General features: G+C 35.6%; 19 protein-coding genes and 6 tRNA genes. 15 read left to right on the forward strand and 10 right to left on the reverse strand.

The annotated features are described in order from the left end of the window. Both H4K33_RS15175 and H4K33_RS15180 read left to right on the forward strand, forming a co-directional pair. On the forward strand, positions 1-908 hold a 908-nt coding region (locus H4K33_RS15175), incomplete at its 5' end, for a hypothetical protein (RefSeq protein WP_182650503.1). Positions 909-1162: 254 nt separating this feature from the next. Further along, positions 1163-1390, forward strand: coding sequence for a hypothetical protein (locus H4K33_RS15180; protein WP_182650505.1), 228 nt, complete (start codon positions 1163-1165; stop codon positions 1388-1390). 236 nt (positions 1391-1626) lie between these two features. On the opposite strand, the gene H4K33_RS15185 is transcribed toward H4K33_RS15180, so the two are convergent. The 6 genes from H4K33_RS15185 to H4K33_RS15210 form a co-directional block, all read right to left on the reverse strand. Beyond that, entirely contained in the window at positions 1627-2376 is a 750-nt protein-coding gene (locus H4K33_RS15185; protein WP_182650507.1) for a glycerophosphodiester phosphodiesterase family protein, read from the reverse strand. A 191-nt stretch (positions 2377-2567) separates the two neighbouring features. Continuing rightward, the gene (locus tag H4K33_RS15190) at positions 2568-5702 is read right to left on the reverse strand and encodes a S41 family peptidase (protein WP_182650509.1); all 3135 of its coding nucleotides are present in this window, start codon (positions 5700-5702) and stop codon (positions 2568-2570) included. Positions 5703-5965: 263 nt separating this feature from the next. Continuing rightward, positions 5966-7279 (reverse strand): 30S ribosomal protein S12 methylthiotransferase RimO, encoded by a 1314-nt coding sequence (gene rimO, locus H4K33_RS15195; protein WP_182650511.1) that lies wholly within the window; start codon positions 7277-7279, stop codon positions 5966-5968. Between the two features lie 185 nt (positions 7280-7464). Continuing rightward, positions 7465-8316 (reverse strand): hypothetical protein, encoded by an 852-nt coding sequence (locus H4K33_RS15200; RefSeq protein WP_182650513.1) that lies wholly within the window; start codon positions 8314-8316, stop codon positions 7465-7467. 106 nt (positions 8317-8422) lie between these two features. After that, positions 8423-9964, reverse strand: coding sequence for an OmpP1/FadL family transporter (locus H4K33_RS15205; protein ID WP_255493776.1), 1542 nt, complete (start codon positions 9962-9964; stop codon positions 8423-8425). After that, entirely contained in the window at positions 9961-10734 is a 774-nt protein-coding gene (locus tag H4K33_RS15210) for a hypothetical protein (RefSeq protein ID WP_220485342.1), read from the reverse strand. The genes H4K33_RS15205 and H4K33_RS15210 overlap by 4 nt, the downstream gene beginning before the upstream one ends. 395 nt (positions 10735-11129) lie before the next feature. On the opposite strand from H4K33_RS15210, the gene proS reads away from it, so the two are divergent. The 12 genes from proS (at position 11130) to H4K33_RS15270 (ending at position 17949) form a co-directional block, all read left to right on the forward strand. Continuing rightward, entirely contained in the window at positions 11130-12605 is a 1476-nt protein-coding gene (gene proS, locus H4K33_RS15215) for a proline--tRNA ligase (RefSeq protein ID WP_182650517.1), read from the forward strand. A gap of 77 nt (positions 12606-12682) precedes the next feature. Beyond that, a tRNA-Glu gene (locus H4K33_RS15220) sits at positions 12683-12754 on the forward strand. A gap of 26 nt (positions 12755-12780) precedes the next feature. Continuing rightward, a tRNA-Glu gene (locus H4K33_RS15225) sits at positions 12781-12852 on the forward strand. 31 nt (positions 12853-12883) lie between these two features. Further along, a tRNA-Glu gene (locus tag H4K33_RS15230) sits at positions 12884-12955 on the forward strand. A 32-nt stretch (positions 12956-12987) separates the two neighbouring features. Beyond that, positions 12988-13059 (forward strand) — tRNA-Glu (locus H4K33_RS15235). Positions 13060-13092: 33 nt separating this feature from the next. Further along, positions 13093-13164, forward strand: a tRNA-Glu gene (locus H4K33_RS15240). A gap of 30 nt (positions 13165-13194) precedes the next feature. Beyond that, positions 13195-13266 (forward strand) — tRNA-Glu (locus H4K33_RS15245). Positions 13267-13305: 39 nt separating this feature from the next. Next, the gene (gene rpsT / locus H4K33_RS15250) at positions 13306-13557 is read left to right on the forward strand and encodes a 30S ribosomal protein S20 (RefSeq protein ID WP_002987410.1); all 252 of its coding nucleotides are present in this window, start codon (positions 13306-13308) and stop codon (positions 13555-13557) included. A gap of 114 nt (positions 13558-13671) precedes the next feature. Next, positions 13672-15468 carry a translational GTPase TypA gene (gene typA / locus H4K33_RS15255; protein ID WP_182650519.1) on the forward strand — a complete coding sequence of 599 codons (1797 nt, stop codon included), beginning with the start codon at positions 13672-13674 and terminating at the stop codon, positions 15466-15468. A 340-nt stretch (positions 15469-15808) separates the two neighbouring features. Further along, on the forward strand, positions 15809-16750 hold the full coding sequence (locus tag H4K33_RS15260; RefSeq protein WP_182650521.1) for a beta-1,6-N-acetylglucosaminyltransferase: 942 nt from the start codon (positions 15809-15811) through the stop codon (positions 16748-16750). 117 nt (positions 16751-16867) lie between these two features. Continuing rightward, positions 16868-17503, forward strand: coding sequence for a 7-carboxy-7-deazaguanine synthase QueE (locus H4K33_RS15265; protein ID WP_182650523.1), 636 nt, complete (start codon positions 16868-16870; stop codon positions 17501-17503). A gap of 38 nt (positions 17504-17541) precedes the next feature. Continuing rightward, complete coding sequence (locus tag H4K33_RS15270) at positions 17542-17949, forward strand: DUF2059 domain-containing protein (RefSeq protein ID WP_182650525.1); 408 nt, start codon at positions 17542-17544, stop codon at positions 17947-17949. A 19-nt stretch (positions 17950-17968) separates the two neighbouring features. On the opposite strand, the gene H4K33_RS15275 is transcribed toward H4K33_RS15270, so the two are convergent. Then, complete coding sequence (locus H4K33_RS15275; protein WP_182650527.1) at positions 17969-18685, reverse strand: bifunctional 2-polyprenyl-6-hydroxyphenol methylase/3-demethylubiquinol 3-O-methyltransferase UbiG; 717 nt, start codon at positions 18683-18685, stop codon at positions 17969-17971. Positions 18686-18752: 67 nt separating this feature from the next. Between H4K33_RS15275 and H4K33_RS15280 the strand changes: the two genes are divergently transcribed. After that, a complete protein-coding gene (locus H4K33_RS15280) occupies positions 18753-19250 on the forward strand; it encodes a YkgJ family cysteine cluster protein (protein ID WP_182650529.1) in 498 nt (165 codons plus the stop codon). A gap of 7 nt (positions 19251-19257) precedes the next feature. On the opposite strand, the gene H4K33_RS15285 is transcribed toward H4K33_RS15280, so the two are convergent. The 3 genes from H4K33_RS15285 to H4K33_RS15295 all read right to left on the reverse strand — a co-directional run bounded on the left by H4K33_RS15285 (position 19258) and on the right by H4K33_RS15295 (position 21737). Then, on the reverse strand, positions 19258-19473 hold the full coding sequence (locus tag H4K33_RS15285) for a hypothetical protein (protein WP_182650531.1): 216 nt from the start codon (positions 19471-19473) through the stop codon (positions 19258-19260). Positions 19474-19544: 71 nt separating this feature from the next. Then, positions 19545-20309, reverse strand: coding sequence for a LytTR family DNA-binding domain-containing protein (locus H4K33_RS16685; RefSeq protein ID WP_182650533.1), 765 nt, complete (start codon positions 20307-20309; stop codon positions 19545-19547). Between the two features lie 102 nt (positions 20310-20411). Continuing rightward, positions 20412-21737: a RagB/SusD family nutrient uptake outer membrane protein gene (locus tag H4K33_RS15295; protein ID WP_182650535.1), complete on the reverse strand. Its 1326-nt coding sequence runs from the start codon at positions 21735-21737 to the stop codon at positions 20412-20414. Between the last annotated feature and the right edge of the window lie 10 nt (positions 21738-21747).

A 21747-nucleotide genomic window follows, 5' to 3' on the forward strand; every position in this document is an offset into this window, starting at 1 on the left:
TGGGTTTTCAATTTCCGAGTGAGGAAGTTTTTAATCAACGTGTAAAAGAGTTTTATGGAGTAGATCTTACACAGGATCAATCTAATAATCCTAGAGTAAGAAGAGTGGGAGATTTTTTAATCTTAGTGCCTAAGTTACATGCAGAGAAGACATATAAAGAAGTACCTATGTTAGTGTTCTCTTATCCCAGTATTGTCTTTGATCTTAAAAGAAGGTATTACATATTTAGTTTGACTTCTGCATGGGATGTTCTGGATGATTACGATGAAATTTATTATCGATTTGAGATGAGTTCATTAGATTTAGCTTATAATGATTATATCTTTTATGAGAGTAAAGCTGCTTTAATTAATTTATATCCTTTGGCTGCTAAGTATTTCACTGTCATAGGAGGTAATGATAACCTGCCTATTGATCTACTCAAGAATTATCAGAAGAAGATATTAAAAGAATATAACGAGATGAGTGAGCGTACCCGCAAAGGTTGGGATTATCGCATGTTTGATCGTTTGTTTTTTTCTCGTGGTTTTGATGGGAAGCTAATTATAAAGAAAAAGATGTTAGCCGCTGCTATAGAATTAGCTCAAGAAGATGAAGATTATATCCGTGTTCCTTTGGATTATTACTTTGTTCAAATGACAACCGATTACATTCCCGATGAATATGCTGCAGATAAAAGTGAAGTTGATAATTATATGACTGAACTCGAACCTTATTATACCCCAGAGGAACGCGCAATGATTTGGGTGTATACTGCTTTACTAGAGCTGAATGTTTCAGAAAAATACGCGAGCACCATTCAATATGATTTTATTATTCTAGCTGATCAATACCCTGAATTATACGAGGTAGCAAAAGAGCACAATTTTTTCGGAGAGGATATGTCTAAGGTATTGGAGTATTTATAAGAAACACAGTTTCAATTTTAATTAGAAAACTAAGTTTTAAAAATAGTTGCAACTAATTAGTGAAGTTAAAGCCCCATTGTAGATGTTAGAAAATAGAAGTAAAATCTTAGTTAGCATAACTATTAAAGAGCAATGATTCATAAGAAATGGCAGAAAGACTAGAGATGATATTGCGTATTGCTGGAGATTAAAGATTATAAGCCTAGCGAGAGTTGGGCTTATTCTTTTTAGGTTGTATCAAAGAGGTATTTTATATGGGGATATCTTATGACGTTGAAGAAGAAGTCAGCTACTGGGGACTCAAACAAATCAAGAAAAACGTAATCGAAGAGCTCTTTCCACGAGGGTGTACCCGAACTCTTGCAAATAACGCCTTGTTGGTGAATCCGCTCCGGTCGGAAATAGAACAAGACATCAGCGAAAGAGAAATCGAAACGAAGAGAAGATTCATCAAATACCAAAACAAAATCTCAACTCAATGAGATAAAGGAAAAAACGCATTAAATCCAATGAAAAGAGGTCTTATTAGACTGTGATAAAATAGCAATTGTGAAAAAGAATAATTTACTTATCTGTAATTGTGTTTGCTATGTAGCGAGTTGAAGCATAGCAAACACAAAAGATTAAAGTGTTGTATCCATAAGCATAGTATGTTCAGAAAAACAACTTAACCAAGGTGGAAGATGAAGATGGACTTTAATTATATAAAGCAAATCATTTAAATTCGTTCTGGAAAATTGGTAATGATACCATCTACTTTTAGTTTTTTCATGCGTTTAATATCTTTCGGGTTATTGACCGTCCAAGGATAGATTTTTAGTTTTTCTTTTTTGATTAAAGCTGTATTTTCTTCATTGAGGAGTTTGTAGTACGGATTAATGGCTTTAGCCTGAATGCTCAATGCAAATTCAATCGCATCTTCTGGTTTTTCTTCAGTTAAAACAGCTAAGGGTAAAGCGGAGTCTAAGTCATAGGCAATTTTCAATTCCTCCCAGTTAAAACTAGAAAGAATAAAATCGTTATAGGACCAACCGCGTTTTACAAAATTTTGAATAATGGTATAGGTGTCTGCAGCTGTATTATTTCCTTTTAATTCAATATTGAGAATGGCTCTTTTATCGATTACGTCAATAACTTCCTCTAGTGTAGGTATTTTGTATTTTCCATCAACTAGTACATCTTCTAATTCTTCTAAGGTATAACTTTCGATATCGCCTTTTGCATTGGTGATTCGATCCAATGATTGATCGTGAAACACCACAAGCTCACCACTTTTTACTTTGAAAACATCAATTTCGATCATATCACATTGTAAATCGATGGCTTTGATCACAGATTCAACCGTATTTTCTGTAAGATGTCCCATTGCACCTCGGTGACCTATGCGCAAAGGTTTTGATGTTTGAGCAATAGTTGTTGTAGTGATTACAGTACAGAGTAAGGATAAAAAGGGTGTTCTAATATTCATAGTCAACATAAAATTTAATGGTAGTAAAAGTGAAGAAATTATACGGAATATACATTATCTCCACATTATGGTAGTGTGAAAAAATGCAAAGTAAACTTTTTCAATTGTACTTATTGATAGGTTTAATGTAGTGAAAAAAGACGAAAAAAGAGAACTTTTAAGTCTAAAAGTTCTCTTTTTTTTAGGGATGACTAGGGTAAATTATTTAGAATTTCTTGTACGGCTCGTTCTAGCTGTGGATCTTTTTCTTGTAAGCGATCCATGAAAGAGTTTTTGACATAAATATCTGGTGCTACTCCTGTTTTTTCTAAATTATCTCCTTCTAACGTATAGGTACCCCAAGAAGGTAAGCGATAGAATGACCCATCAACTAAAGATTTGCCTGAAGTGAAAATAATCCAGCGATAGGTTTCTTGTCCTATGATTTTCCCCAATTTTAAAGCTTTAAATCCAGCAGCAGTCATTTCTGCATCACTGAGTGAAAATTCGTTGATCAACAAGACAATGGGTTTACCACTCGGGCTAAAATTACTTTGCATGGTTAGTTTTCCTTCTCTGTATTTCCACTGTAAATACGGACGTTGTGCTAAGAAATTGAGTACTTTATCGTGTACGTTTCCACCGGTATTAAAGCGTAGATCCAAGATTACTCCTTCTTTGTGATGTTCTTGCTCTACCATATCCAATAAGAAAGAATCTAATTCAGAAGATCCCATGTTCTTCATGTAGCTATAGGCTATTCTATGGTTACTCCATTCGTTAACACGTTGTTTGTTTTGATAGATCCATTCGTCGTAAAGCAATCCCTTTTGGGTTGAAAAAGAGATTGGATGTAGTTTTATCGTAAATTCTTTAGTTTCGCGCAAAAATGTCAATTCTATTTCCTCCTGAGTAGGAGCAAAGGTAAAATAGGCATCTCTATTTTGTGTTGGATCAATCTTTTGACGATTCACATGGGTTAGAACATCGCCTTTTTGTAGGTGAATATCTTTAGTTGCGGCAGGCGATTTACGGATTACTCGCTCTACGGTGTACGGATTACTCGCAGCGAATACAATTCCTGTTTCCACAGTACTGTATTGCAATCTCGTTTTCTCTTCCTCTCCTGTTGAGGTAAACCCTAAATGCGATGATCCGAGTTCTCCTAACATATCATTGAGTAAAATGCGGAGATCATTTCTGTTGTTTAAATACGGAACAAAAGAAGTAAAGTAATCTTTTGTTGCTTTCCAATCTAATCCATGAAAAGTTTCATCATAGAAATTCTCTTCTACACCGGCCCATGTTTCGTCAAACATCTGATGGAATTCATCTGCTAGGTTTTTGGTAAAAGAATAATTGATATTGATTTTCTCTGGTGTTCCCTTTTCCAATGCAAATTTATATAGATTGTTACCACTTAGTGCATATAGCGTTTTGCCTTGTTGTTGGATTAATCGAACACTTTTGTCAAATACCTTTTCTGTTTTCGCTTCTTCAAATTTCTCATATATCTTGCGATACAAGGTGTATTTTCCGTTTTCTTGATTGGAAGAATAGTAAACATACTCTTTTTTATCGTCTTGAAAAATAGAAGGAGAAGATTGATTACCAAATTTGTCACTGACTAATTCAATGCGATCTAATACATCTTGGGTGTTAATTTGGATAAGAGGAATAGAAGCAGCTGAAGTTGCCTTTTTTGTTTTCGCCTTTTTATCCTCTTTTTCTTCTTTTTGACTGGTAAATAGTTGATCAAATTCATCTGATTTAAATGGATCCGAATGCCAGTCTAAAGCAAGACGGTAAATACTTGCGTTTTGCATACCCATAGGGTAAGAAGGGTTGATACGGTCACTCGTAAAGTAGATATATTTCCCAGAAGGAGACCATACTGGATTCGTTTCTGAAACCCCTGTATTTGTTAAATTAATCGTTTCATTTTTCTTGATGTTATGAATAAAAATATCATCTTCGAAATTGCGTTTTGCGGTAAACAGAACATAAGCTCCATCAGGAGAAAAGGAAGGTGGAGCGCTTTGAAAGGCCCATATTTCATCTTTGACAATTGTTTTAGAGGTAAAAGTCTGTAAATCCAACAGGCGAATTTCATCACGTCCGCTGGTGTAGACTCCTTGGGTTAGATCTGCATTCAAGGTCAAATCTCGGTTATTTCGAGTATCAGTTGTCCATTGTTTGATGGCTCCTTTTCCATTCGCTGAGGTGCTAAACCAATTTTGATATCCTTGATAGGTCTGACTAAAAACTAATGTTTCGTTGTCTTTAAGCCATTTAACCTCCATCGCTCGTTCTTTACCATCTGTTATGGGATGGATGTATTTTCCTTCTATATCCGAAACAAAGACAATACCTCTACTAATAAAAGCTATTTTTTTACCGTCAGGAGAAATATCAAAAAAACTGATCGTATCTGCGACCGTAAAAGTTTGTTCTTTCGCTAAGATTTGATTTGTATTGAGACTGATGTCAATTGAACGGACTTCATTGTGTTTGGTGTCGTACACAAATAATTGGTAATCTTTTTCAAAAATAACTTTGCTTCCATCAGCAGAAACATAAGGCTTTTTTATCGAGGAGGTAAATTCTGTTAGCGCTATTTTCTTACCATTTTTAAAAGTATAAAGATTGTAATGACCATTAGTTTCGTCTGAAATAAAATAAATGTTGCCTTGCTGGTCTACAGTCGGATTAAAGTCTTTTCCGTTGTAATCAGTATATTGTTTAAAGCTTTTATTTTTGGGATTATAACCTAAAATGTCAGGATTATTTTCTCCTTTGTAACGTTTACGTGTTACTTGATTGGCGCTTTCTGTTGAATTTGTAAATAAGTATTCACCAGTTGGAGTTTCAACAAGTCCATTGGTATTATTGAAATAGTTAGTAAATAGAGGAGTAGGTGTACCTCCCTTTCTGCTAATTTGAAAGGAAGCGTAATTGTTGTATGCATTTCCTGTAAAATACAGTGTTTCACTATCCCAACTCCAGCTCTCCATTTCATCTGCAGCTTGATGATAGGTTAATTGTTGAATAGGTCCACCAGTGAGTGGAGTGACAAAGATATCTTTATTGCCATATTGATCAGAAGTGAAAGCAAGCCATTTACCATCAGGTGATACTCTAGGGTTTGTTTCGTTGCCTGGCAATGCTGTAAGTCGCAAGGCTTCTCCACCAGTGGTAGGAACTTGCCATAGATCGCCATCAAAACTGAAGTAAGCTGTTTGTCCGTCAGGACTTAAAGAAGGAGTAGAGGTAAAGTGAGCATTATGTTGTCCCCAGGCCACTGAAGTTAAAGCAAGGGTTAGAAGAGAAATAGTTCGTTTGATCATGATCGTATATTTTTCCTAAACTTAAAACTATTTTGTGCGATCCCCAAGTTGTTTTTTATAAGGTTTGTTCTTTGTGAGGTTTGTTCTTTGTGAGGTTTGTTCTTTGTGAGGTTTGTTCTTTGTGAGGTTTGTTCTTTGTGAGGTTTGTTCTTTGTGAGGTTTGTTCTTTGTGAGGTTTGTTCTTTGTGAGGTTTAAGTAGTTTCTAACTTAGAACTTCATCAAAAAAAAGAGCCATCTCAGGTAGAAATGGCTCTTTTTTATATTAGTTTGCAGGACTTCCGTATAAATCGAATTCTGTTGCCTCATTAATGGTGATATTGGCAAAGTCTCCAATTTTTAGGTAGTGCTTGGTTGCATCAATTAAAACTTCGTTGTCAACATCAGGACTGTCAAATTCTGAACGACCAATGAAGTGGTTTCCTTCTTTTCTATCGATAATACAACGATAGGTGTTTCCAATTTTTTCTTGATTTAATTCCCAAGAAATCTGAGCTTGAATCTCCATGATTTCATTCGCACGGGCTTGTTTCACTTCTTGAGGAACATCGTCTTCCAATAAATACGCATGCGTGTTTTCTTCATGTGAATACGTAAAACAACCCAAACGCTCAAAACGCATTTCTTGTACCCAATCTTTCAAGATTTGAAAATCCTCTTCTGTTTCACCAGGATATCCAACGATTAAGGTGGTGCGTATTGCCATTCCAGGTACTGCCGCTCTAAAATCATTCAACAATTTTGTTGTTTTAGCTTGTGTAGTACCACGACGCATTGATTTCAAGATATTGTCTGAAATATGTTGTAGAGGAATATCAATATAGTTACAAATCTTAGGTTCGCGTTTCATTAACTCTAGTACATCCATGGGGAAACCTGTAGGGAATGCATAGTGTAAGCGAATCCATTCGATACCTTCTACCTTAGTTAAGTTTTCAAGAAGTTCCGCTAAGTTTCTCTTTTTGTATAAATCCAATCCGTAGTAGGTTAGATCTTGAGCAATAAGAATTAATTCTTTTACCCCGTTTTTAGCTAAACCTTCCGCTTCTTTTACTAATTTTTCAATAGGTTGAGAAATGTGTTTTCCACGCATAATAGGAATAGCACAAAAACTACAAGGACGGTCACATCCTTCTGCAATTTTTAAATATGCATAATTTTTAGGTGTCGTTGTTAAGCGCTCTCCTAAAAGTTCATGACGATAGTCTGCACCCAAAGCTTTTAAAAGAAGAGGCAAGTCTGTTGTACCAAAATACTGATCCACATTGGGAATCTCTGCTTCTAAATCCGGTTTGTAGCGTTCTGATAAACATCCAGTTACGAATACTTTGTCTACAACGCCTTGTTCTTTCTTATCAACGTATTCTAAAATAGTATTAACAGATTCCGCTTTTGCATTGTTGATAAAACCACATGTGTTGATCACAATAATATTAGCTTCGTCGTTTGTCGCTTCGTGTGTAACGTCTTTACCACTAGCTTTTAACTGTCCCATCAACACTTCACTGTCGTAAAGGTTTTTAGAACATCCTAGGGTTACAACGTTTATCTTGTTCTTTTTTAAAGATTTAGTTCTCATTTGTTTGAAAAAAATTGGACTGCAAAAGTACATTTTTTTTCTATATACAGAAGAAGCTTTTTGAGAATTATAAGAAGTGTTGAGGTTATCTAAATTGATTCCGTTTTAGAAAAGAGAAAAGAAAGGATATAAAAAAAGTGACTGACTCAAAAGAGCAGTCACTTTTATAAGGTATAAGAGGGAATCTACAGTTTGAAAATTCCTCCAAAAGCGATCACTGTTTCACCAAACCAGAAATTGTGGAAAGCTTTGTCTTTTTTACTTGCAGTAGTACGAACATCATACATATCGATAAAACCACCTTTTAACTCTGCCTGAACAAAGAAATGTTTAAAAAAGGTTACGTTTAGACCTGCTTTAGCAGAAAAACCTAATCCAGAAACGTGAAATTCATCGTAGCGTTCTTTACCTAAAAGTGTTGTATTAGTTTTAGGATAGATAATTCCAAAACCAAGACCTTCTGTAATGTTTACTTGGATTTTATCCGTATTGTAGATGTTGAATAGTTTAGAGATATCATCCACGCGGTTTACTTCCACATTTAGATAGTTCAATCCATCCGTGTGTTCGAATTTCAAGAATTCTTCTGTTAATTTTACTTGATCTGGATGTCCAGGAACTTGTTCTCCGTAACTACCTTCACCGTAATACTCTCCCGAGTAATTCACCGTTTGATTCTGACGCATAACGTATTTCATGTGGTCAACTCCAATCGAAATATTATACTTGTCTGTAATAAAATATCCAATTCTCAAGTTGGTTTGAGGAATCGTCATACGTGCTGGATTAATATAATCCACATGCCATCCTTTGGGTTTGTCATCTGCTTTTACATCCTTAATGGTAAAGTCATATCCTTCCCCTCTAAAACGAATGTCTGAATTGGTATAGTATCCTCTATTTCCTCCCCAGTATACATAAAATTTACCTTTATTGGAGGCTGTGTAACGCAAAGGCGTAGTAGTTGTTTCTTGTGCAAAACCTATTGAAGTTGCCAGTAAACATACGCTTGCAAAAAGTTTAAAAAAGGCTTTCATTAGCTTGATTTTTTGATTTCTAAATTGTGTGGCGAAAATACAATAAAAAAATCTCTTTAAGAGTTTATCCTTAAAGAGATTAATAGTATTAAAAATTCTAATTCAATTAGAAATTGATGTTGTACGATAAACTAACCCAGTTTTCTTTCATTTTCCAAGTAGCGTTGTCATATAGATTATTTACTTTCATATCTAAGACACTTGTTTTGTAATCACGAGCAGAGTGGGTGTAAGCTAAATCTAATCTAGAGTTTCCGAATTCGAAGCCAATACCTGCAGAGAAGCTATTTAAATCACCTGAGTATTTAATGTTTTTGTAAGGACTTTCTTCATAGCGATATCCCGCTCTCAAGCTCACTTGTTTGATGCGATACTCCGCTCCAATACGCAATTCACTTGCCGCTTTCATTTCAGCATCATAGAATTTATTCAATTCGCTATAGGTATGATCATTTTTAGGTCTGAATTTGGTATTGCTGTGATCTCTAATCCCGTAATCCACACTGATCAGTCCTTTTTGATCAAATACATAAGCTAAACTTCCCGTATATTTTGCTGGGGTTTGCAGTTTGTATCGATCGTAGATATTAACAACTTGAGGATATGTGAAGTTATTCTTGTTATCATAGTTCGTTGCTTGAATCCCTTGTGTCAATTCATCGTGTAAATTGTACCAAGTAGGGGATTCATACGAAACACCAGCTCTCAACTGATCGGTAACCTGACCAATAACCCCTAAATTGAAGGAGAATCCAGTACCATAGGTGTAGAGGTAGTTTGAAAATTCGAGACTGCGAATCATGTCCTTCTCTAGTGTGTTGTGATTATACTCTACCGCATGAGAAGTTTGTGAATAGTCGAAAAGATGGAGATTCAAATTACCCCCTACAAAAAGACGATCACCTAATTGTGCAGAAAAGTTTCCGGAGAACTTACTGTTATAACCACTTGAACTAACGTATTTTCCTTGTGTAAAAGCATTGGTAGGACTTCCGAAGTTACGTGTGTATTCACCGTTTGCATCACCGGGATTAATTAAAAAGGCTCTATAACCTAAGTAGGTTTGTTGTCCATCAAAACCTGCGATGTCTCCCGCATCCATATAACCGTTCTCAATATTAGGATCATTGCTTAAAACAGCATGTGGAATTTGGTTTTTTGAGGCAATTTGATAAAAATACTCCCCAAGTGAATTGGTTTGTCCTGTTCCTAATACACGATAATCGTTGTACAAATTATTGCTCCCTTCATAGTTGAAACCAACAGTAAACTTCTTCATTGTAGCTGATGGATCATCAGAATTAAAAACGAAAATAGCACCAACTTGTCCAATGTCAAGACCACTATAGCTTTTAGACTCACTATTGTTCATATAGGTTGTCTTGTTGCTTTTGTTGAGGTAAGACATACTGAAAGAGGCTTGATTGTAGTTGAAAATAGCACCACCAGCAGGATTGATTTTCAATGCGGATAGATCACCTCCAACAGCACCAAACGCTCCGCTCATTCCTCGGAATCGAGCAGTACCATTCATGTCTGATCCTGAATATCTTGAGATATCTAGCGGATTGTTTTCTTGTGCATATATCGTTCCTAACGTAAGGAGAGACGCCCCAAAACCAAAAATAAATTTATTTATATACATCATGTGTTTTCAAAAAAGTTATAAAAATTATCTACTGCGAGAACTGCTGCTGCTTCTGCTGCTTCCGCCTCCACCGCTATAGCTGCTTCTAGAACTTCCAGACGAGCTTGAGCGACTATAACTTCCCGATGAACTTGAGCGGCTGTAATTACTCGATGAATTAGATCGACTGTAGTTACTAGATGAGTTCGAACGGCTGTAGTTACTAGATGAGTTTCCTCTGTTGTAGTTACTTGACGAATTCGATCGACTATAGGTATTGTTCGAAGAACTTGGTCGACTACTGTTGTAGGAACCTCTGTCGTAGCTACTGCTTGAATTGCCACGAGAATAATAGCTGTTGCTTGATGTAGGTCTAGTTCCTTGACTATTTGATCTCGAATAGTAACTATTGGAATATGAGTTGGAATTTGTTCCATTCGATCTCGAATAGTAGTTCGGATTTCTTGAGCTAGTCGTATTGTAGGAAGATCGGGAGTAGCTTCCATTATAAGAAGATCTCGATCCGTTGGAATAATACGCATAACGTGGACTAGAGTAATATGGATAGTAATAACCTCCACCATAATACGGGTAGCCACCATAGTAGTGATTATGCCAAGGTCGGTAATAACCACCCCAGCCCCAGCCGAAACCAAAACTCCAACCCCAACCACCGCCGTAGTAATACGGATCGTAGAAAGGATCATAATACCCATAACCCCAATAAGGTCTATAAGGGTTGTTATAGTAGTTAATTTGTATGCTTGTAGGTTCAGTACCCCACGAACCATAACTCACAGCTCGATTCGGTTGATTATTTAAAATACTGTCATTTACGGGTGAATTGTAGGCATTTACATCTGTAAAATACTGCATGTTCTCATTAAGAGATGCAAAATAGTTTTCATAATAAGTACCAGAATCATTAGCCGTATAAGGATCTGTCTGTGTGCGTTGACCATAAATACCATCTTGATTGTAAGAGGCATTGTGATATGAGCCACAGGAAATAGCGAATCCTCCTAGAAGTAAGAAAAGGCTGATTCTTCTCAGGTTTATTGTTTTTTGAAGAATTGTAGTCATTTTCGATGGGATTTTAATTGTTGTTAAAAACAAATTTAGTTACTTTTGTGGAATTATTATAGTTAATTAAGAGTTAAACAACTTAACTGCTAATATATTAAAAATGAGCAAGAATATTACTAAGAGAAGTGAGGACTATTCGAAATGGTACAATGAGCTTGTTGTAAAAGCTGATTTGGCCGAAAATTCGGGAGTTCGAGGATGTATGGTTATTAAGCCATATGGCTATGCGATTTGGGAGAAGATGCAAGCAGAGTTAGATAAGAAGTTCAAGGAAACTGGACATCAAAACGCGTATTTCCCCTTATTCATCCCCAAATCTTATTTTAGTAAAGAAGCAAGTCACGTGGATGGATTTGCAAAAGAATGTGCTGTTGTCACACATTATCGCTTGAAAACAGCAGAAGACGGAAAAACGATTGAAGTAGATCCAGATGCGAAGTTAGAAGAGGAGCTAATCGTTCGACCAACATCAGAAACTATTATTTGGGATACGTATAGAAAGTGGATTGAGTCTTACCGTGACTTACCTATTTTAGTCAATCAATGGGCTAATGTGGTTCGTTGGGAAATGAGAACGCGTTTATTCTTGAGAACAGCCGAGTTTTTATGGCAAGAAGGGCATACGGCGCATGCAACAAAGCAAGAAGCAATCGCAGAAGCGGAACAAATGTTAGATGTATATGCTGATTTTGCTGAAAACTTTATGGCTATTCCAGTGGTTAAAGGATTCAAAACAGAAAATGAGCGTTTTGCAGGGGCAATTGAAACTTATTGTATTGAAGCATTAATGCAAGATGGTAAAGCACTACAAGCAGGGACATCTCACTTTTTGGGACAAAATTTCGCCAAAGCTTTTGACGTGAAGTTTACGAGTCAAGAGGGGAAACAAGAATATGTATGGGCTACTTCATGGGGGGTAAGTACACGATTAATGGGAGCATTGATCATGACACACTCAGATGACAATGGCTTGGTTTTACCACCAAATTTAGCACCTATCCAAGTGGTGATTGTTCCTATTCACAGAACGGATGAACAATTGGAAGAAATTCGCCAAGAGGTGAAAAAGGTTACAGATCAATTTAAGAAATTAAATATTTCATTTAAGTTTGACGATCGTACAACGTTTAAACCAGGATGGAAATTCAACGAGTATGAGTTAAAAGGTGTGCCATTGCGTATCGCAATTGGTCCAAAAGACTTAGAAAATGGTACATTTGAAGTAGCTCGTCGAGATACATTTACGAAAGAAATTGTTGAAAAAGACAATATCGTTAGCTATGTACAGGATATGTTAGAAGAAATTCAAACGAATTTGTTCGACAAAGCAAAGACTTATAGAGATTCTCATATTACAGAAGCGAATTCTTTTGAGGAGTTTAAAGATTTGTTAGAAAATAAAGGAGGATTTATTTCTGCCCATTGGGATGGTACAATTGAAACAGAAGAAAAGATTAAAGACTTGACTAAAGCTACAATTCGCTGTATTCCAATTGATAGAAAAGAAGAAGATGGGGTTTGTGTGTTAACTGGGGCACCTTCTAAAGGAAGAGTCTTGTTTGCAAAAGCCTATTAGAAATAAAAATTTTTGTTTTTTCTCTTGCGGGTTTAAAAATATATTGTACTTTTGCATCCGCGTTAGATAAACAAAATGGTCCGTTCGTCTAGGGGTTAGGACGCCAGGTTTTCATCCTGGTAACAGGGGTTCGATTCCCCTACGGACTACAAGTTCTTTTGAAGCTAACGCATTTGGTCCGTTCGTCTAGGGGTTAGGACGCCAGGTTTTCATCCTGGTAACAGGGGTTCGATTCCCCTACGGACTACACGTTCTTTTATAGAATTATAACGCATTTTGGTCCGTTCGTCTAGGGGTTAGGACGCCAGGTTTTCATCCTGGTAACAGGGGTTCGATTCCCCTACGGACTACAGATTCTTTTTGAGAATTAATAATGCATTTTGGTCCGTTCGTCTAGGGGTTAGGACGCCAGGTTTTCATCCTGGTAACAGGGGTTCGATTCCCCTACGGACTACAAGATTCTTTCGAGAATCATAATTGATATTTTGGTCCGTTCGTCTAGGGGTTAGGACGCCAGGTTTTCATCCTGGTAACAGGGGTTCGATTCCCCTACGGACTACAGTTCTTTTGAATAACAATAATAAATTTTGGTCCGTTCGTCTAGGGGTTAGGACGCCAGGTTTTCATCCTGGTAACAGGGGTTCGATTCCCCTACGGACTACAGAAAAAAATAGTATAGACTTAATAAAATATTTAAAAAATGGCAAATCATAAGTCAGCTTTAAAAAGAATTAGAAGTAACGAAAAAAAGAGAGTATTAAACAGATATCAGCATAAAACTACACGTAACGCGATCAAAGCTTTACGTTTGATTGAAGATCAAAAAGATGCTGCTGATAAATTACCTGTAGTTGTTGCAATGATTGATAAATTAGCTAAGAAAAATATCATTCATGCTAACAAAGCTTCTAATTTAAAATCTAAATTGACAAAACACGTTGCTGCTTTATAAGAAGCAATAGGTTGTGTTTATAGAAGACATACACTAAGCTCTCAATTCCATGAGGGCTTTTTTTGTTTGTACTATACATTTCAATAAATACTAATATAATTTTAAAATCCTTATATGACACAAATTAGGAACATTGCAATTATCGCACACGTTGACCATGGTAAAACAACAATGGTGGACAAAATATTACACCACTGTCAGTTATTTCGTGAAAATGAAACTTCTGGTGAGTTGATTTTAGACAACGAGGATATCGAAAGAGAAAGAGGAATTACGATCGTTTCAAAAAACGTTTCTGTAAGTTATAAAGGAACTAAAATTAATATTATCGATACTCCAGGTCACGCGGATTTTGGTGGTGAAGTAGAGCGTGTATTGAATATGGCTGATGGTGTTCTTTTAATTGTAGATGCTTTTGAAGGACCAATGCCACAGACTCGATTCGTATTACAAAAAGCAATCAGCTTAGGGTTAAAACCTTGTGTAGTTGTAAACAAAGTAGATAAAGAAAACTGTACGCCAGAAGAAGTACACGAAAAAGTATTCGACTTAATGTTCGAATTGGGTGCTGAAGAATGGCAAATGGATTTCCCAGCTGTTTATGGTTCTGCTAAAAACAACTGGATGTCTACAGATTGGAAACAACCAACCACTACTTTAGAGCCATTGTTAGATATGGTTTTAGAACACATCCCTGCTGCTGAAGTAAGAGAAGGTACTTCACAAATGTTGATCACATCTTTAGATTACTCAACGTTTACAGGTCGTATCGCTATTGGTCGTTTACACCGCGGAATGTTAAAAGAAGGAATGAACATTTCTTTGATCAAAAGAGACGGTAAAATCGTAAAATCTAAGATTAAAGAATTACATACTTTTGAAGGTTTAGGTCGTAAAAAAGTAACGGAAGTATATGCAGGAGATATCTGTGCGGTTGTAGGAATCGAAGGATTTGAAATTGGTGACGTTATCGCTGATTTTGAAAACCCAGAGGCATTGCCAACAATCACAATTGATGAGCCAACAATGAGTATGTTGTTTACAATTAACGACTCTCCTTTCTTTGGTAAAGAAGGTAAGTTTGTTACTTCTCGTCACATTAAAGACCGTTTAAATAAAGAATTAGAGAAAAACTTAGCGTTGCGTGTTAACGAAACGGATAGTGCGGATAAATTTATGGTATTCGGACGTGGTGTATTACACTTATCTGTTTTGATCGAAACAATGCGTCGTGAAGGTTATGAACTTCAAATTGGTCAACCACAAGTAATCATCAAAGAAATTGATGGCGTTAAATGTGAACCAGTAGAGGAATTGACAATCGATATCCCAGAAAATTTATCAGGTCGTGGAGTAGAATACGTGACGTTGAAAAAAGGAGAAATGCTAAGCATGGAACCTAAAGGGGATCGTATGATTATTAAATTCTTAGTACCTTCTAGAGGTATTATTGGGTTGAGAAATCAATTGTTAACTGCAACAGCTGGTGAGGCAATTATGTCACACCGTTTCTTAGAGTATCAACCATACAAAGGTGAAATCGCTGGACGTATTAATGGTTCGTTAATCTCTATGGAAAACGGAAAAGCAATTCCTTACTCTATTGATAAGTTACAAGATCGCGGTAAGTTTTTCGTAGATCCAAACGAAGATATCTATGAAGGTCAGGTAATTGGTGAAAACTCTCGTGGAGATGATATGACAGTTAACGTTACAAAAACGAAAAAGTTAACGAACGTTCGTGCATCTGGATCTGATGATAAAGCTAAAATTGTACCTGCAATTAAATTCTCTTTAGAGGAAGCTTTAGAATACATCCAAAAAGACGAGTATGTAGAGGTAACTCCAAAATCACTTCGTTTGAGAAAAATCTTCTTAAAAGAAACAGATCGTAAGAGAAATAAAATCTAAACCTAGTTTGGTTTTTAACTATAATCCAGAGGAGTAATCCTCTGGATTTTTTTTTATACAATATATTGAACGAAGAATTTTAAATGACACCCTGTCATGTAGTAATGAAAAAGTATATAGTTGATTGTTTTAGTTTCTACTGTATTATTGGTTTTTAGCTGTTAAATATGGTATTAAATACTTTAAAAGCTTATAATGTTGTTTTTTTTACAACTAGTGTGAATGTTAATTAATAAAAATTTAATATTCCCTCAATGCGAAGAAGCAAAAAAAAATCGTTTGTTTACAACCAAATACAAATTTTGATTTCTTGAATTGTTTATCGTATAATGCGGATTCTATGAATATTTTTTATCTTGTTCAAGCACACACTAATCCACAGCAATTAAAGCGCTTAATAGACCGCTTACTTGCTCCAAATGTTCATTTTATTATTCACATTGATTTGAAAAGTGATCTTGCACCTTTTGAATCAATCTGCGTCAATCCTCAAGTGTGTTTTATTGAGAATCGTGTAAATTGTATTTGGGGTGATTTTTCTCAAGTTCAAGCCACTTTAAACCTTATTGATGCCTTAGGACAGTATAATCCTTCTGCCTCTGACCGTGTGACTCTTATAAGTGGTCAAGATTATCCACTGCAAACCACAAATGACATTCAATCGTTTTATCAGCAAAATCAAACTATTGATTTCATCGAAAAATTTGTTGCCAAAGAGGTACATCCTCGGGCTTATCTAAACTTTCGAGGATTTAAAGTAAATAAGAGCGACAGAAGGGGAGATTATGTGATCTTTAAAAAGCATAAAATTTCAGGTTTATACAAATCAATTTTAAAGGGATGCTTCAAGTTTTCTTATTTAAAGTATCTATTTATCCAAAAAGAACTGGATTCGTCTATTGTTTTTTATAAGGGATCTTCTTGGTGGGCGTTGCGTTATGATACACTGATGCTACTTGTAGGGTTTTACAGTGCGAATAAAGTAGAATGGCATCATTTTTTTAAGACTACTTTTTGTGCAGATGAGTATTTTTTTCAAACGCTATTAGTAGAAGTGATGAAAACTCACCCAAACATTCAAGTGAAGGATATACTAACTTTTATAGATTGGGATAGAAAAGGAGTGCCTTTGCCTGTTACTTTTTCCATTGCCGATCAGGAACAGTTAAAGCAAGCCGCTCATAAGGGATATCTTTATGCCCGAAAGTTTAATGCCCAACAAGATGAGGAAATTCTGTCTTGGCTGGATCTAGAAAACTCGAAAAAAGAAAGTGAATACTAAGGGGTAGACTTGCGGAATAAGGGGAGAGAAGGCGAGAGATTCATGTTTTTACCTTATCTTTGCGCGGTAATTCTATTTTTTTACTAGAGAGAATTACGATCAATTAATTAGTTTACTATGATACAAGAGGACCAACAGAATAGCGCGTTGACAGAAGGAAAAGTATTGCCTTTGATGGAGCAATTTTACACCATTCAAGGAGAGGGTTTTTATTCTGGTCATGCGGCTTATTTTATCCGTTTGGGAGGTTGTGACGTTGGATGTCATTGGTGCGATGTGAAAGAGAGTTGGGATGCAGAATTACATCCGTTAACGGCTGTTGAATCTATTGTTGCTGATGCGTCAGCGGTGGCTAATTTAGCCGTTATTACAGGAGGAGAACCTTTGATGTATAACTTAGATTACCTAACAAAGAAATTAAAAGAGGCAGGGTTGAAAACCAATATAGAGACATCTGGTGCTTATGAAATGTCTGGTGATTTTGATTGGGTTTGTCTTTCGCCTAAAAAAGCTAAATTACCTACTGAAAGCGCCTATCAAGCAGCGAATGAATTAAAAGTTGTGATTTATAACAAACACGATTTTATCTTTGCAGAAGAACAGGCCGCTAAAGTAAATAAAGACGCGTTGCTATTATTGCAGACAGAATGGAGTAAACGCGCGGTTATGATGCCTTTAATTATTGAATATGTCAAGCAAAATCCAAAGTGGAAAATATCGTTGCAAACACATAAATACTTGGATATTCCTTAACATAGTTTTATCTTTACTTCATCAAAAATACTACAATTATGAAAAAAATAGTGATCGTAGCTGCATTCATGTTAGCAGGACATTTCGGTTTTGCACAAGATGCTGCTTTTAAAGCAGACGCTGAAAAGTACATGGAAGTAAGTGGGCAAATGAAAGCTTTTGACTATATGACTGAAGAAATCAGTCAGAATATTCCTGAAGAAAAAAGAGCTGAGTTTCAAAAAGAATTTAACGTAAGCTTAAATGATTTTAAATCGAGAATGGCTGAAATCTACATGGAAGAATTTACACATAATGAAATCAAAGAATTGATTCAATTATATGAAACTCCTGTTGGAAAGAAATTATACGAAAAGAATAAAGTTTTGTATGATAAAGGACAACAAGTTGGAATGGAATGGGGAACTAGTGTTCAAGGAATTATGATGAAATACATGGAAATGTAAAAGATATAAAAAGGAAGCCCTAGCTTCCTTTTTTTGTTAGTTTTGCGAGGTACTCGTAATTCTCTCCTTCATATAATAAATCACAAGATAATCCACAGCCATGTGCTGCATTTTGAAGGGTGTTGTAATCTAAATACAACCAGTTAAAAGCTTCTTCTGTTTCACCTTTGTAGTGAACTTGAAAAACAAGCTCTCCATAGTAGTCTTTGTTGTCCATCGGAATCCATTTCCCCCCATCTTCATCTTCATCAAACATATAGATTAAGTCTGAACTATCAATTAAGATTTGTCCATTAGGAGTCAATAGTGTTTTTAGATGTTCTAAATAGGTGGTAATGTGAATTAATCGACCAAATATACCTGTGCCATTCATTAACAATAACAAGGTATCGTATTGTTCATTTTTTACATCTAGAACATTGGTTAATCTTGCGTTATTTACACCTCTTAACTGACAAGCTTCGATGGCTTTTGGAGAGATGTCGATAGCGGTAACCTCTAATCCTTTTTCTTGTAAATAAAGTGTATGTGATCCAGCACCACAACCGATATCTAAAACTTTGCCTTTACTCTTTTTTAATGCAATTTGCTCGAGTTCTGGCATGTCTTTATAGGAGCGAAACCAATAGGAAACCTCCATTTCTTCAGCTTCGGAAATATCTGTTTCGGTCAATAAAACCGCAGGTGTCTGGCTAACTTGATAGTCTAATATAGCTTGGCCGATTAGGTCTTTCATTTTTTTGTTGAATTTTTGATCTATAAAAAAGCGAGTTGTCGTAATTTTGTCATTCAATAAAGTAAGAATGGACAAAATACTGCAACAACTTCCAAAGTTCGCCAAAGATAAGCATAATGAGAATAAAAAATATTTTGCGAAACTACAAAAGAAGCCACCAAAGGATTTAGATTATCAAATGCAAGAAATTCACAATGCTGTTTTTAAAAAAATAGATTGTTTGTCTTGTGCGAATTGTTGTAAAACAACAGGGCCATTGTTTACAAGTGCAGATATAGAGCGAATCAGTAAGCACTTGAGATTAAAACCCCAACAGTTTATCGATCAATATTTGAAAATTGATGAAGACAACGACTATGTACTTCAACAAGTGCCTTGTACTTTTTTGGATGCAGAAAACTATTGTATGATTTACGATGTCCGTCCGAAAGCATGTCGAGAATATCCCCATACGGACCGAAAAAAGTTTCAACAAATTGCTAATTTAACTTTGGAAAATGTAGCTATCTGTCCAGCAGCATACGAAGTAGTAGAGCAGATGAAAAAGAAAATAGTGTTGAAATAATTGCGATTTAAATAAAGAAATGATCTTCTTCCAGGTCTTCAAAAAGTTTTACAGATTCTTGTGATAATTCTTCAGTAGTATCTATAAAGTAATCGATGATATCCAATACCACTTCTTTTATCTTTTCGAAGATGTGTAAAGCATCATCTAAGTAATCTTTGATCAATTGAAAAAAATCTAGTATTCCGTCAATTAATTTGATGATATATTCTCCTACATTCATATCATTTAGATGTTTTTTGTTTTTCTCAAATGTAGTTAAAAAATAGAAAATCAATCGTGTTAAATGACAATTTAACTCAACCAATCTTTTAAATTAGCGATATGTGCTTTGCTAACAAAAATAGGCTGTTGGTCCTCACTTTGCACATTTAATACGAGTTCTATTTTTTGACTACTATGACGTAAGACCTCTTTAATAGCTTGAATATTTATGATAAAACTGCGATTTATTTTGAAAAAAATCTTCGCATCAAGCTTATCAATGACATCTTTGATTGTGTCGTCATATATGTAGCGTTCTTCTTGAAAAGTATGTAGAAAAAGGTGTTTGCCAGAAGCAAATAAATAGGCGATTTCATTGGCCTCAATTGATTTGAGTCGATGGCCATCGTGAATCAAAAAGCGATCTTTCAATGGAGGATTCGCTACTTCGGATTCTGGTTCTTGTTTGGGAACGGAATCTTCTTGTAGGTGTTTCGTGATCGTAACATATTTGTGTAGTACTTCATCTAAAGCTATTTTATCAAAGGGTTTTAAAATGTAACCTATAGCAAATTGCTTAAAAGCTTCAATGGCATAATTTTCATAAGCCGTAATAAAAACAACAGGACTCTTAACGGCGATTTTGTCAAAAATTTCTAAACTCTTGCCATCACCTAAATGAATATCCATAAAAATGAGATCAACGGTATGTTGAAAAAAGAAAGTCGTAGCTTCTTTAATCGAAGATAACATGACAATATCGCTAACCGAAATGGGTAGAATATCTTGAGTCAGTAGGAGTTTTTTTAGATAATTAGCTGCGAGAGCTTCATCTTCAACAATTGCTATACGCACTTTTTTTTGGTAAAAGTACTAAAAAGTTGCACGTTCTAAAAATGTGATCTTTTTCTGCATAAAAAAAGCTACCATTTCTGGTAGCTTTTGCAGTGTCACCGCTTATAAATTTGGGTTGTTTTCTCTTGCTTTTCTTGGGAACGGCAAGGTATAACGCGGATCATTTTGTTGTAGTATAAAATCTTCGTTACCTAATCGGTGAACGATTTTCTTTTGATCTAATCTTCTCAAATCAAACCAACGCTGACCTTCAAAGGCGAATTCTCTGAATCGCTCTTCTAATAGGAATTTTTTGTATGCCGCTTGATCAAACGATTTTAATTGTTCTACTACAGCAGGTACAGCTTCTGCTTTGAAACGATTTTCGATGATCGGCTCAAGCGTAGCAGTGGCTTGATCTAATTGGTTCAAGAAAATTTGAGATTCTGCTTTGATGAAGTATAATTCAGCTGTACGGAAAGAGATTTTAGTATCTCCATTTCCCGTTTTTACTAATACTAAATTTCCATTTACATCATCAAAAGAAGAAACATAGCGAAGATCGTTTGTTTGATCATAACTTGCTTTTAATTCTTCCGAAGCAAAAACGAAAGATTTATAAGCTGTTTTAAACACATCTTCTAAATTCATAATCGATTCTACCGATTTGAAATGTGCAACGGATTCTTTCGAATCTACATTTAAGTTCTGTAATGTACTTTTGATTGCCAATGCACTTTCAGCACTTACAATTGCAGCTTCATATTTTTTCTGATACAGATTTACACGAGCTTCTAAGGCTAAAAGAGCCAGTTTAGAAAAACGGTAGTTGGTACCTGCATCATAGGTAGCTACTTTTAGTTTTGCTTTTGCGGCATCGATATCCAAATGAATTTGGTTGTATACTTCAGCTACGGTTGATTTAGGTCTTTTGCTATCTAAGTCTACTTCATTTAGGATTACGATACCTGGTTCTGTAGCGGCTGTAGCGGGATCATACGGTTTAGCAAAGAAATTTACTAAATCGAAGTAAGCTAATGCACGGAGTGCATGTGCTTCTCCTAGAAGTTGTTCTTTTACGTCTCCGGTTTGCATTGTTCCTGTTCCATCGTTGATGGTTTGATTGGCATAGAAAATAACTTTGTATAAGTCTTGGTATCCATACTCTCTTGTTCCATCACTCGGACTTTGGTCATTGTATACAAATATATCGCGAATTTCTGCGAAATCGCTGTTGTCCATTACAGGAACTTGAACTTCATCCGTTCGTATAGTTGTTAGCGCTTTGTGACGAGGGTACGCAAAGTAAGCCGTCGTCAACAATTTTCTATAATCATCTGTTGTTTTTGGAATAATCTTTCCTTCTGGTTCAATATCTAAGAATTTATCACAACTTACAGTAGATAAACCTATGCTTAGACATCCGATAAATAAAAAAAGTCTTTTCATAATGTACAAA

This window comes from Myroides sp. WP-1 (genome assembly GCF_014145635.1).
Classification (GTDB): Bacteria; Bacteroidota; Bacteroidia; order Flavobacteriales; family Flavobacteriaceae; genus Flavobacterium.